We start from the raw sequence: 12,556 nt of genomic DNA on the forward strand, positions 1-12,556 counted from the left end.
TATCGCGGGCCCGCGCCGTCCGGGCCATCCGCGAATGTTCACCCAGGCGGCTCAGTGACCGGCCCGGCGTCGTCACGGCTGCGCAACGCCACTCCCGCGACGACGGCGAGCGTCCCGATCGCTTCGACGACGCTCGGCACCTGCGCGAGCACCACGAACCCGACGACCCCCGCTGTCACCGGCAGCAATGCGAGCAGCACCGCGAACCGCGCCTGCCCGAGACGGCGCAGGACCACTTGGTCGAGCGCATACGGCACAACTGTGGACAACACGCCGACGCCGATCCCGAGCAGCAGCATGCGTGGCGAACCCCACACTTCGCCGGTGCCCAGCGCGAGCGGCGACAGCACGACGGTCGCCACCACGAACCCGACCGCGAGCGAATCCAGCCCGTCCCCGCCGATCGCGACCCGCTTGCCCAGCACGATGTACCCAGCCCAAGCAGCCGCCGCGGCCAGCGCGAACACGACGCCGAGGGGACTGCCCGCGATCCGCACGTCCGCGATCGCGACCACCCCGAGCGCCACCAGGACCAGCGCGATCAAATCGCGCCGGGTCCGTGACCCAATCGCCGCTACGACCACCGGACCGGCAAACTCCAGCGCGACGACCGTGCCCAGCGGCAATCGCGCGATGGCCTCGTAAAAGACCACGTTCATCCCCGCCGTGACGACGCCGAAAGCGCCCGCGAGCAGCAGCCGCTTGCCCCGCCAGGCTGCTTTCGGTGGCCGCCGCCACAGCAGCAGCACGACGGCCGCACCGAGACAGCGCAGCCACGCAACCCCGGAGGGCGTGGCGTGCCCGAAAAGGTCGACCGCGATGGCCGCACCGGCATACATGGAAATTCCGCTGAGAACGAACAAGACCGGTGCCGGAATCGCGTTCACGCGTTTCCAGGAGAGTGCAATGCCCACTCCCGCATGGTGCCTGACCACGGAAAACGTCGAGCGCCGGGTGGTCTGGTCCTACGGGTTGGGACGCCGCTGCGGCAACCGGGCTAATTCGGCGTGACGCACCTCCCACCGGCGCGGGAACACTTGCGGGCCGCCAAACGTCTGCAAGAGTGGAAGCACGAACACAGCGGAGCCGGAAGCGATCCCCGCCGAAGGCATCGACACCGAAGTGGGCGTAGCTGGATCGAGGCACCGGGCGACCGGTGCCGGGACGGAGGGAGACCCCCATGACAACGCCGACGCTCACCCGCCCCGAATTGACCGCAGCCGACCGATGCGACCGGTGCGGAGCAGCAGCTCAGGTACGCGCTGTCCTCAGCTCCGGAGGCGAGCTGCTCTTCTGCGGGCACCACGCCCGAGAGCACGAGGCCAAGCTCAAGGAACTGGCCGCGGAGATCCAGAAGTAAGTTCGCTCACCCGACAACAGCTACCCGGAGGCGGCAGGCGCAGCGCGCTTGCCGCCTCCGGCGTTTTTCGGGCCGAGTTACGCACTCGGTTTGCTGTGGCCGCGTCAGGCACTTGAGGCGCGAACCGGCTCCACTCGGCTGCCTGAGCGAGTCCTAGGCCTCCGCACTGGCCCCGCACGCCCGCCACGGCGGCAAGTGCTGACCTCCGCACCGCGCCGGACCCCCACCTCGCCGCGTTCCTGCCCCCGTCAACCGGGCAATGCACGCTCCGCATCCGAGACGCTTCCCCCACGTCAATGAGGGGAACCCTCATTGACTCTGATTCCCTCAGGGTGGCCCTCACGACCAGCCACCGGCGGTGAGGGGCCCCTTCACGGACCTAGATTCCCTCAAGGAGCCCTTCACGGACCACCCTCGCCGCAGCCCCGCCAGCGATGCGCCCCCAATGCGGCATTGGGTGCATCCCACGCACCGAACGCCACATTGGGTGCATCCCACGCACCGAACGCCACATTGGGTGCATCCCACGCACCGAACGCCACATTGGGTGCATCCCACGCACCGAACGCCACATTGGGTGCATCCCACGCACCCAATGTGGCATTGGGGCCGCTAGCCGCCACCACCCACGAGACCGAAGCTGGTGCATCCGACGGTGGAGGAGGCACCAATCCGCTCCCGCAGCCGATGCACCCAAAGCATCAAGGCACCCAGCCCAAACCGCAGCCGGTGCACCCAACGAGCGAGGCACCCAGCCCTCCACCGCAGCCGATGCACCCGCTATCGAGACACCCAGCCCCTCTCTACCGCAGCCGATGCACCCAAACATCGAGGCACCCAGCCCCTCCCCCAACCCCGATACGAAGCTCCCCTGCGGTTCGGGGGTGCTTGTCAAGGCATCTTTCCCGCCTTGACAAGCACCCCCGAACCGTCAGCACAATCAAACTTCGGGGTGCCCCACGCAACCAACGGGCGCAATGTCGCCGCCAGGCGACGAGCCGAAGAGGACGAGCCGAAGAGGACGTCAAACCGTATCCAGAACCACCTCAAAAGCCACCTCAGCAGCCCCCAGCAGCTTCACATCCGCCCCCAAAGCCGAGCTCACGATCCGAGTCCCCCCAACAGCCCGAGACACCAAACTCCGCCCCCGAACCTCCTCGGCAACCGCCCGCATCACCGATTCCGGCAGCACAGTCAGCAAATCCCCCAGCACCACCAGCTCCGGCCCCAGCAGGTTGACCACGTTGACCAGCCCCAACGTCAGCCATTCCGCATACTCAGCCAACCGGGAAGAAGCCGCGACAGCATCCAGCCCCAGCTCCCGCAGCTCAACGAGAATCACCCCGCGCGGCGTGTCCTCCGGCAACCCCAGGGCCCGGCACAGCGCGGCCTCGCCGATCTCGGTCTCCCAGCATCCGCGGCTGCCGCAGTAACAAGCCCGCCCGCCAGGCCGGATCGCCATGTGCCCGATCTCGCCGACATACCCAGCGCCGCCGCGCAGCGAAGACCCCTGCGAAATCACCCCGCCGCCGACGCCGACGTCCGCGGACACGTACACCGAGTCCGAAGATCCCCGAGCCGCCCCGCGCAAATGCTCGGCAACCGCGCCCAGTTCGGCGTCATTGGCCACCAGCACCGGAATTCGCAGCACCGCCGACAGCCGGTCCCCGAGCGCCACATCGGTCCACCGCAGGTTGGGCGCTTCGTGCACCAGCCCGTCGGCCCGTCGCACCACCCCGGGCACCGACACGCCGACCGCGATCGGTTCCACGCCGAGGTCGCTCGCCAGGACCCGGGTCGACTCGATCACGTGCGTGATCACCTCGTCCGCGGTCCGCGTCCGGGTGTGCAGGTTCCAGCTGTTGCGCCCGAGGATCTGCCCGCCGAGCCCGACCAGCGCGATCGCCACGTGTTCGACCTGCAAATCGACCGCGAGCACCACCGCGGCGTGCGGCTGCGGCAGGACCAGGAGCGAGGGGCGGCCCGCCCCTCGCCCTGGCCTCGGCACTTTTTCCTCGACCACGCCTGCCTCGGCGAGACCGTCGACGAGGGTCTTGATGGTGCTCCGGTTGAGCCCCAGTTCGGTGGCCAGGGCAGCCCGCGTACTGGGCCCGCCGACGTGCAGCAGGCGCAACAGAGTCGTGCGGTTGTGCCGGCGCACCTCGTCCGGGCGGGCGACGGGCGGGCTGCTCACCGGATCATCTTCCCATCTGCCCTCAGCGTGCTGACGCCTCAGCCCGCCGTCGCGACAACGCGTCCACCGAAGCGGCCAGCAGCAGCACCAGGCCGGTGATGATGTTGACCACCGCGGCCTTCTGCTGAAGCAGGCCGAGACCGTTGTTCACGATCGCCAGCACCGCGCCGCCGATCACCGCGTCCATGATCCGGCCCTTGCCGCCGAACAGCGAGGTGCCGCCGATGACCGCCGCGCCGACCGCGAACAGCAGGGTGTTCAGACCGCCGGACTGGCCGCTGACCGAACCGACCTTCGACGAGTACACGATCGCGCCGATCGCCGCGAACGACGAGCTGATCACGAACACGCTGGTGCGCAGCTTCGGCACGTTGATGCCGGCGCGGCGCGCGGCTTCCTTGTTGCCGCCCACCGCGTACAGGTGCCGGCCGTACTTCGTGCGGTTGAGCACGTAGGTGCCCGCCACCAGCAGGACCAGGACGATTGGCACCACGTACGGCACGCCCGCGATCACGACGAGGTCGTTCGACGCGCGGTTGATGGTGAGCAGATAGGTCGCGACCGCGGCGACGACCGCGATGGCGCCGACCTTCGCCAGCACGATCGGCGTCGGCTGGACCACCAGCCCGCGCTTCAGCCGCGAGAAGTGCTGCCCGAGCGCGAGCACCGCGTATCCGCCTGCCGCGACCACGAAAAGCACCCAGCTGCCGACGATCGAGAGGTTGCCGTTGGCGACCGCGTTGAGCGTGTCGCTCGTGCTGATCGGCAGCGTGCCGCCTTCGCCGACGAACTGCAGGATCACGCCCTGCCAGACGATGAACAGCGCCAGCGTGACGACGAACGACGGCATGCCGATCTTCGACACCAGGAACCCGGTGATGCAGCCGATCGCGGTGCCGGTGCAGACCGCGATGAGCATTTCGACCCACGCGTTGACCGGCGCGCCGACCATGATCACCACGATGCCGACCAGCGAAACCGCCGCCCCGGCCCAGATCTTCTGCAGCAGCGCCAGCACCACCGCGAGCACGAGCACCGCGATGAACGTGATGAAGACGCCGGTTCCCATGGAGCCCAGCAGGTTTCCATTGTGGACATAGTGCAGCGCCATCAGCGACGCGCAGACGCCGGACGCGGTGCCCGCGGACAGGTCGATCTCGCCCAGCAGCAGCACGAACACGATGCCCATCGCGATGATGGTCTGGCCCGCGCCCTGCTCGAGCAGGTTGGCGATGTTCTGCAGGGTGAAGAAGTCGCCGGACAGCGCGCTGAACAGGACGGCGAGCACGATCACGCCGAGCACGGCGGGAATCGAGCCGAGCTGCCCGTCCTTCATCCGCGCGAAGTAGTCCTTGATCGCCTCGCCGGTGGACAGCGAGGTCGTGTCGATGCCGAAGTCGGCGATCGCCCCGGAGGGCGCGTCCGGCGTCTGCGGCTTCTCGGAAGTTTCGGTCATGGCGGGTTCTTTCTCGCTCACAGCGCGACAGCTTCGGGACGGGCCAGGCCGAGATCGCCCGATCGGCCCGCGGTGATGAGTTCGACGACCTGGCTGTGCGTCACGTCGCCGGTCTGCACCTCCGCGACCAGCCGGCCGAGGTACAGCACCGCGATCCGGTCCGCGACCTCGAACACGTCGGCCATGTTGTGGCTGATCAGCACCACGCCGAGGCCCTGTTCGGCCAGCCGGCGCACCAGATCGAGCACCTGCTTGGTCTGCGCGACGCCGAGCGCCGCGGTCGGTTCGTCGAGGATGACGACTTTGCTGTTCCACAGCACGGATTTCGCGATCGCGACCGTCTGGCGCTGACCGCCCGACAGCGAGGAAACCGGGGTGCGGACGGATTTCACCGTGCGCACGCCGAGCGACGCCAGCGTCTCGCGCGCGGCCTTCTCCATGCTGGCCTCGTCGAGCAGCCAGCTGCTGCCGCGCTCGCGGCCGAGGAACATGTTCTGCACGATGTCGAGGTTGTCGGCGAGGGCGAGGTCCTGGTAGACGACCTCGATGCCGAGTTCGGCGGCGTCCTTGGGGCCGCGGATGTGCGCGTCCGCGCCGTTGAACCGCACGGCTCCGGTGTCGTACGGGTGGATGCCCGCGATGCATTTGACCAAAGTGGACTTGCCGGCCCCGTTGTCGCCGACGAGCGCGGTCACTTCGCCCGCCCGCACGGCGAAGTCCACGTCGTGCAGGACGTGGACCGGGCCGAAGCTCTTGTTCAGGCCGGTGATGTCGAGAATGGGCTCGCTCATGGGATTCGCTTGTCTCTCGCGTGGATACCGGGCCGGGACGCGCGTCGGGGGAACGCGTCCCGGCCCGGCTGCTCTGGCGGGGAGTTACTGCTGCGTCAGGAGATGCCGTTTTCGGTGCACTTGGCGGCGAGGTCGCCGGTGCAGATGTCGGACGCCTTGACGTAGCCCTGCTGGACGACGGTCTTGATGTCCTTGATCGTGATCAGCTGCGGCTGCAGCAGCACCGACTTCAGGTCGCGGTTGTTCTTCGGGTCGTGCAGCTTGCCGGTGGCGATCGCGTCGGCGGCGGCCTTGTCGCCCTTGGCCAGCGCGGCGGCCAGCTTCGCGGTGTTCTCGGCCTCTTCCTTGATCGGCTTGAAGATCGTCAGCGTCTGGTCGCCGCGCAGGATCGCCTGCAGACCGGCCGCGGTCGCGTCCTGGCCGGTGACCGGGACCTTCCCGTTGAGGCCGTTCTTCTTCAGCACGGTGATCACCGCGCCCGCCAGCTCGTCGTTCGCCGCGACGACGCCGTCGACCTTGCCGCCGACGCGGGTGAAGATCTGCTCGAACGTCGTGCCGCCGACCTGGGCGTCCCAGTTGTCGATGGGCTGCTTCTGCACGAGGTTCAGCGCCTTGGACTCGTACAGCGGCTTGAGGACCTTGTCGTGGCCGTTGGCGAACAGGGTCGCGTTGTTGTCCGTCGGCGCGCCCTCGATCTGGACGACGTTGGCTCCCGGCTTGCTCTTCAGCGCGTCCGCGAGGCCCTGCGCCTGGATTTCGCCGACCTTCTCGTTGTCGAACGAGACGTAGTAGTCGGCCGAACCGCCGAGGCTCGGGCGGTCGTAGTCGATGACCGGGATGCCGGCGTTCTTGGCCTTGGCCTCGATCGCCGCGCCGACCGCGGGGTCGGACGGGGCGATGACCAGCACCTTGACGCCCGAGCTGATGAAGCCGTCGGCGAGGGTGGAGAACTTCTGGTTGTCGCCCTGGGCGTTCTGGATGTCGGCGCTGAAGCCCTGCGCGGAGAGCGCGGCCTGCAGCATCGGCTTGTCGAAGGCTTCCCAGCGGGCCGAAGTGGCGGTCTCCGGCAGGATCACGCCGACCTTGCCGTTGGCGCCGCCGCCTGCCGGGGCGGAGGCGGAGCTCTTGCTGTCCCCCGAGTTGCCGGAGCCCGCGTTGTTGGCGCCGCACGCCGAAAGCGCCAGGCCGGCGCTCACCGTCGCGGCGAGGAGGGTAAGTGTTCTGGTGCGCATCCTCGTTCCTTCTCCGATCATGCTCGCGGGGTGATCGGGAGGGGTCCCCGTGCACCGTCGCAGATATGTTGTGGCCGACAACATATGCCGCGGAGCGGCTCTGCGGAAGATGGCGGGATCGAGTAACCGACACCAAATGGACACGGTTCGGCAACGCAGCCCTCATCAAGGGCTTGCGCTGACTGAGTGATCCCTGCCACGCACCGAGCGTAACGAGAACTTGTCCGGTCTTGTCCGGTCCACAGGGCAGGGGTGCCCGTTCAGGCGCCCGGATCGAACCGGACGAACCGTTCTACCTGGGGAAGGGGCGCACGGACCCGCCGTGCGCCCCGCTGTTTCGCCCGGAGAACTACCAGGAGCGCAGCGTGACGATGCGCTCTTCGAGCTGCTCCACCGTCGCCATCGCGGTGGGCGGGCCGCCGCACTGGCGGCGCAGTTCGTTGTGGATCGCGCCGTGCGGCTTCTTCGTGCGGTGGTGGTACACGCCGACCAGCGCGTTGAGCTCCTTGCGCAGCGCGCCGAGCCGTTCGCTCACCGACTGCGACCGGACCGGCGGCGCGGCCGGCTGCTCGTCCTTCGGCTTGCGCCGCTTCTCGTCGGAGATCTGCTCTTCCTGCCGCTTGCGCAGCAGCGCGCGGACCTGGTCCGGCTCCAGCAGCCCGGGGAGGCCGAGGTACTCCTGCTCCTCGTCGGAACCGGAGAAGACCGCGGTGCCGAACGAGTTGCCGTCGTAGATGACCTGGTCGAGCTCGGCGGAGGCGTGCAGCGAGGTGAACGCCTTCTCCTCCTCGCCCGGTTCGTCCTCGGTGCGGTTGGCCTGGGCGAGCAGTTCGTCGTCCCAGCCTTCCTTCTCCCGGTGCGGTTTGCCGAGCACGTGGTCGCGCTGCGCTTCCAGCTCGCTGGCCAGTTCCAGCAGCACCGGCACGCTCGGCAGGAAGATGCTCGCCGTCTCGCCTTTTTTCCGGGCCCGCACGTAGCGGCCGATGGCCTGTGCGAAGAACAGCGGGGTGGACGCGCTGGTCGCGTACACGCCGACGGCCAGCCGCGGGACGTCGACGCCTTCGGACACCATCCGGACCGCGACGATCCAGCGTTCCTTGGTCTCGGAGAACTCCTTGATCCGCCCGGACGCCTTCGGGTCGTCGGACAGCACCAGCGTCGGCGTTTCGCCGCAGATCCGCTCCAGGATCTTGGCGTAGGCGCGCGCGGTTTCCTGGTCGGTGGCGATCACCAGGCCGCCCGCGTCCGGGATTCCTTGCCGTACCTGGCTGAGCCGCGTGTCGGCGGCCTGCAGCACCGCCGGGATCCACTCGCCCGCCGGATCGAGTGCCGTGCGCCAAGCGCGCGCGTTCTGCTCCGCGGTGAGCGGCTCGCCGAGCCGCGCGGTGAACTCCTCGCCCGCGCTGGTGCGCCACGACGCCTCGCCGGAGTAGGCGAGGAAGACGACCGGCCGGACCACGCCGTCGGCGAGGGCGTCGGAGTAGCCGTAGGAGTGATCGGCCTTGCTGCGCTGGAACCCGCCGCCGTCCGGTTCGTAGGTGACGAACGGGATCGGCGAGTCGTCGCTGCGGAACGGCGTCCCGGTGAGCGCGAGCCTGCGCACCGCGGGCGTGAACGCCTCGCTGGTCGCGTCGCCCCAGGACTTCGCGTCGCCCGCGTGGTGGATCTCGTCGAGGATCACCAGGGTCTTGCGGTTCTCCGTGCGCACCCGGTGCAGCGTGGGGTGCGCGGCGACCTGCGCGTAGGTGACCGCGACGCCGCGGTAGTCCGACGACGTGACGCCGGTGGTGTTGCGGAAGTTCGAGTCGATCGGGATGCCCGCCGCCGCGGCCGAGGCCGCCCACTGGTGCTTCAGGTGCTCGGTCGGGGTGACGATCGTGACCGCCTCGACCGTGCGGTCCGACAGCAGTTCGGCGGCGATCCGGAGGCCGAAGACGGTCTTGCCCGCGCCCGGCGTCGCGACCGCGAGGAAGTCCTTCGGCTTGCTCGACAGGTACTTCGTGAGCGCTCGGCGCTGCCAGGCGCGCAGCGGGCGCGCGGTGGAGTCCGTCGCTGCGGGCGGCGCCCCGAGGACCGGCTGGGTCGTCTCGGACAAAACTCGGTTCACCCCCTCCTCGGGCCGCTCCGCGCGGCCGTGACGTGCGAAAACCCCCACTGTGGCACCGGCTTCGCCGCCGGGCGCCGCGATGAGGGCACGTCGGCCAGCTTACCTTCCGAGTCCCCGGGCGCCCGCCACCGCCACGGGTGGTGTCCTCCGACACGCCCCCTCTCGGCGGGGGTGACGAGCCAAAACCGCGCGCATGGACCATGCTGGGACACACCATGGGCGAGGTGACACCGGACGCCGGCGAGGCAGAGCCGGACGGCAAGGCAGTGCCGAAGAAGAGCGTGCCGGAGAAGACCGTGCGCAGGGGGCCGTGGCGGCTGCTCACCCGCACGCTCGCGAAAGCGTGGGACGGCAACATCTTCTCCGAGGCCGCCGAGGCGGCGTTCTGGCAGACGCTGTCGCTCCCGCCGCTGCTGCTCGGGCTGCTGGGCAGCGTCGGGTTCATCGGCGAGTGGTTCGGCCAGAACGTGGTCACCGCGGTGCACGACCGGATCATCACCTTCAGCCACACCATCTTCAGCGCCAACGCCGTGCAGGAGATCATCGAACCGACGGTGAACAGCATCCTCACCGTCGGCAAGGGCGAGATCGTGTCCGTGGGCTTCGTCATCTCGCTGTGGGCGGGTTCGTCGGCGATGTCGTCGTTCGTCGACGCCATCACCGTCGCGCACGACCAGTACGGCGTCCGCAACGAGGTGTGGCAGCGGATTTTCGCGCTGCTGCTGTACCTGTGCGCGCTGATCGGGCTCGTGATCGGGCTTCCGCTGCTGGCGATCGGGCCGGACCTGCTGCCGGAGTTCTTCCCGGTCGACTGGCGGCCGACGGTCTCGTCCTGGGTCGGCACGCTCTACTACCCGGTGCTGGGCGTGATGATCGCGCTCGCGCTGACGACGCTGTACAAGCTCGCGCTGCCGCGCCGGCTGCCCTGGCACCGGGGGCTGCCGGGCGCGATGCTGGCCGGCGTGGTGTTCCTGGTGTCGAGCATCGGGCTGCGGATCTACCTGAACTGGATCACCAAGACCGGCTACACCTACGGCGCGCTGGCCGCGCCGATCGCGTTCCTGCTGCTGATGTTCTTCATCGGCCTCGCGGTGGTCGGCGGCGCGTATTTCAACAGCGCGATCCAGGAGCTCTGGCCCGCGAAGGCGACCCGGCGGCAGCGGCGCAAGTGGCGGCGGCTGGAGATGGAACGCGCGAACGAGCGGATGCGGGCCGAGGAGGGCCGCCGCCTGTGGGACCGCACGACGATGCCGTTGCGCCGGCCGAAACGGCACCCCGAAGACGACACCGCCGAGTCCGAGACCGGCCACGACGAGCCGAACGGCGCCGAGGTGCAGCGCCCCGAATCGGAGACCGTGCAGCTCGCGCGGCCTGAGCGTGCCCCGGACCAGCGCGGCTCCGAGCCTTCTTCCGGCTCGGAACCGCGCTCGCAGCAGGGCTGAGGTCAGCCCTGGCGGAACCGCCACGTCTTGCTGTCGAAGGCGATGCAGACGCTCGGCGACATCACGACCACGCGCAGGGTGCCGCCGTCGCGTTCGTCGTAGTCGATGCCCTCGACCTCGAAGTTGCCGCCGCAGCCGCTTTCCAGCGGCAGCTGGCCGAGCGAGGTGACGTGCCCGGTGACATCGGAGCCGGAGACCGAACCGGAGAGATCGACCTGCAGCAGCGGTTTGGTGGTGCCGAAGAGGCTGCCGTCCGGGTCGTCGGAGGAGCACATGAGCCGGGTCGCGGAGACGAAATCGCAGCCCTGGACGTCGCGTACCTGGTGGTCGAGCCGGATCGCCGAGGCGTACGGCAGGTTCTGGCCGGGGTCGGTGGCCGCGACGCCGGGCATCGGGTAGACGAGCAGACGGTCCATCGTGCCCCATTCGCCGGACACGAGCCAGCGCGCGTCGGGCGACACCGCGGCGAACGAGTTGTTGTTGGCCTCCCACGATTCCAGCGCGTGCTGGTAGTCGGCGCGGGAGCCGTCCGGGGCTTCGACGCGGAAGAGCTTCGCGCCGCGGTCGTCGCGCTGATAGGGCTCGACGTACCAGCCCTTCGCCGACCCCGGGTCGCCGATGTGGTTCCAGCCCTTCGAGGCCAGACCCGGGTCGACGGTGCCGATGCCGGTGTAGCGGATGCTGGTGCCGGACGAGCGCTCGACAGTGGCGAGGCCCTGGCTCTCGTCGAGCGGACGGGCCCGGTCCGAGCCGACGGTGGTCCATCCGGTCACCGCGTCCGCGGCGCCCGCCGCGACGGCGCTGAAGGCGGACATCAGGACGACGAGGGAAAGCACGATCCCGGTTGCGCGCATGCGGGGACACTCCTGCGGGGAGGCGACTGGCCGGACTGCAGGTCTACCAGTTCCTCCCCGGGTGCACAGCCACCGAGTGAAGGATTTTCACCTTTGTTCCCGCGCACCGGGACGCGCGGGAAGCGCGCTCAGTCGTCGCCGCCGGGACGGAGGCCCTCGTAGATCTTCTTGCACTTGGGGCAGACCGGGGACCCCGGCTTGGGCGACTTCGTCACCGGGAAGACCTCGCCGCAGAGCGCCACGACGTGCGTGCCCATGACCGCGCTCTCGGCGATCTTGTTCTTGCGCACGTAGTGGAACATCTTCGGCGAGTCGTCGTCGGTCGACTCGGTGCTGTCGGTCTCCGGCTTGGTCAGCGTTTCGGTGCTCACCCCACCATCATGCCTCAGCACCGCGCCCGCGGTAATGCCCGGCTAGGCTCGCCTGACCTGCCAAGGGACCCCTCAGGAGCCCGGATGCCGCACGAGTCCGCACCCCGCTGGCACAGCTGCCTCACCCGTCTCGGCGGCGACCACCGCGTCGGCCACGACGCCTGGGCCGACCTCGAAACGCGCTACACCGAACCGCGCCGCCGCTACCACGACCTCGCCCACGCCACCGCCGTCGCACACGACGCGGAGCAGCTAGCGGTCGACCTGCCCTTCCACGAACGCGCTGTCGTCGTACTCGCCGCGTGGGCACACGACGTGGTCTACGACGCCGTACCCGGCGAAGACGAGCAGCGCAGCGCGGAGTGGCTTCGCCGCTGGCTCACGCGCGCAGGGATTGCCGACGCACACATCGAGCGAGCCGAAGCCCTCGTCCTCGCCACCGCCGCCCACGAGGCCCCTGAAGGCGACTTAGCCGCAGCAGCCCTCCTCGACGCCGACCTAGCCATCCTCGGCGCATCGCCCGCTGTGTACGCCGCGTACGTGGACAACGTGCGCCAGGAGTACGCGCGCTATCCCGACGATGCCTGGGCAACCGGCCGCGCCGCGGTGCTGGAAAGCCTCCTCGCGCGGCCCGCGCTGTACCTCACCGAAAGCGCGCGCTCACGCTGGGAAGCCGCCGCGCGGCAGAATCTGCAGGCAGAGCTGACCCGATGCCGCAGCGTGCGCGGCGATCACAGATGATGTCCGTT

Annotated in this window: 11 protein-coding genes; 3 read left to right on the plus strand and 8 right to left on the minus strand. The window is 69.3% G+C overall.

All coding sequences use genetic code 11. The features are described from left to right. Window positions 1–38: 38 nt before the first annotated feature. Window positions 39–839 (minus strand): EamA family transporter, encoded by an 801-nt coding sequence (locus EIZ44_RS22995; RefSeq protein WP_043838437.1) that lies wholly within the window; start codon window positions 837–839, stop codon window positions 39–41. A 341-nt stretch (window positions 840–1,180) separates the two neighbouring features. Between EIZ44_RS22995 and EIZ44_RS23000 the strand changes: the two genes are divergently transcribed. Continuing rightward, window positions 1,181–1,360 carry a DUF7455 domain-containing protein gene (locus EIZ44_RS23000; protein ID WP_037358805.1) on the plus strand — a complete coding sequence of 60 codons (180 nt, stop codon included), beginning with the start codon at window positions 1,181–1,183 and terminating at the stop codon, window positions 1,358–1,360. Between the two features lie 1,024 nt (window positions 1,361–2,384). On the opposite strand, the gene EIZ44_RS23010 is transcribed toward EIZ44_RS23000, so the two are convergent. The 5 genes from EIZ44_RS23010 to EIZ44_RS23030 all read right to left on the minus strand — a co-directional run bounded on the left by EIZ44_RS23010 (window position 2,385) and on the right by EIZ44_RS23030 (window position 9,128). Next, window positions 2,385–3,554, minus strand: coding sequence for an ROK family transcriptional regulator (locus EIZ44_RS23010; protein WP_043829305.1), 1,170 nt, complete (start codon window positions 3,552–3,554; stop codon window positions 2,385–2,387). 22 nt (window positions 3,555–3,576) lie between these two features. Further along, the gene (locus EIZ44_RS23015) at window positions 3,577–5,010 is read right to left on the minus strand and encodes a sugar ABC transporter permease (RefSeq protein ID WP_037819236.1); all 1,434 of its coding nucleotides are present in this window, start codon (window positions 5,008–5,010) and stop codon (window positions 3,577–3,579) included. A gap of 17 nt (window positions 5,011–5,027) precedes the next feature. Further along, window positions 5,028–5,801, minus strand: coding sequence for an ATP-binding cassette domain-containing protein (locus tag EIZ44_RS23020; RefSeq protein ID WP_037819184.1), 774 nt, complete (start codon window positions 5,799–5,801; stop codon window positions 5,028–5,030). Between the two features lie 95 nt (window positions 5,802–5,896). After that, window positions 5,897–7,033 carry a sugar ABC transporter substrate-binding protein gene (locus tag EIZ44_RS23025; protein ID WP_134731149.1) on the minus strand — a complete coding sequence of 379 codons (1,137 nt, stop codon included), beginning with the start codon at window positions 7,031–7,033 and terminating at the stop codon, window positions 5,897–5,899. 349 nt (window positions 7,034–7,382) lie between these two features. Continuing rightward, window positions 7,383–9,128: a DEAD/DEAH box helicase gene (locus EIZ44_RS23030; RefSeq protein WP_037819238.1), complete on the minus strand. Its 1,746-nt coding sequence runs from the start codon at window positions 9,126–9,128 to the stop codon at window positions 7,383–7,385. 227 nt (window positions 9,129–9,355) lie between these two features. Here EIZ44_RS23030 and EIZ44_RS23035 point away from each other — a divergent pair, with 227 nt between their 5' ends. Continuing rightward, window positions 9,356–10,582, plus strand: coding sequence for a YihY/virulence factor BrkB family protein (locus EIZ44_RS23035; protein ID WP_051729695.1), 1,227 nt, complete (start codon window positions 9,356–9,358; stop codon window positions 10,580–10,582). 2 nt (window positions 10,583–10,584) lie between these two features. On the opposite strand, the gene EIZ44_RS23040 is transcribed toward EIZ44_RS23035, so the two are convergent. Both EIZ44_RS23040 and EIZ44_RS23045 read right to left on the minus strand, forming a co-directional pair. Continuing rightward, window positions 10,585–11,436 (minus strand): hypothetical protein, encoded by an 852-nt coding sequence (locus tag EIZ44_RS23040; protein WP_134731151.1) that lies wholly within the window; start codon window positions 11,434–11,436, stop codon window positions 10,585–10,587. Between the two features lie 128 nt (window positions 11,437–11,564). Then, window positions 11,565–11,807 carry a DUF3039 domain-containing protein gene (locus EIZ44_RS23045; RefSeq protein ID WP_020657970.1) on the minus strand — a complete coding sequence of 81 codons (243 nt, stop codon included), beginning with the start codon at window positions 11,805–11,807 and terminating at the stop codon, window positions 11,565–11,567. 84 nt (window positions 11,808–11,891) lie between these two features. Here EIZ44_RS23045 and EIZ44_RS23050 point away from each other — a divergent pair, with 84 nt between their 5' ends. Beyond that, window positions 11,892–12,548 carry an HD domain-containing protein gene (locus EIZ44_RS23050; protein WP_037819191.1) on the plus strand — a complete coding sequence of 219 codons (657 nt, stop codon included), beginning with the start codon at window positions 11,892–11,894 and terminating at the stop codon, window positions 12,546–12,548. Window positions 12,549–12,556 lie beyond the last annotated feature (8 nt).

The organism is Amycolatopsis nivea, assembly GCF_004522235.1.
In the GTDB taxonomy this organism is placed as follows: Bacteria; Actinomycetota; Actinomycetes; order Mycobacteriales; family Pseudonocardiaceae; genus Amycolatopsis; species Amycolatopsis nivea.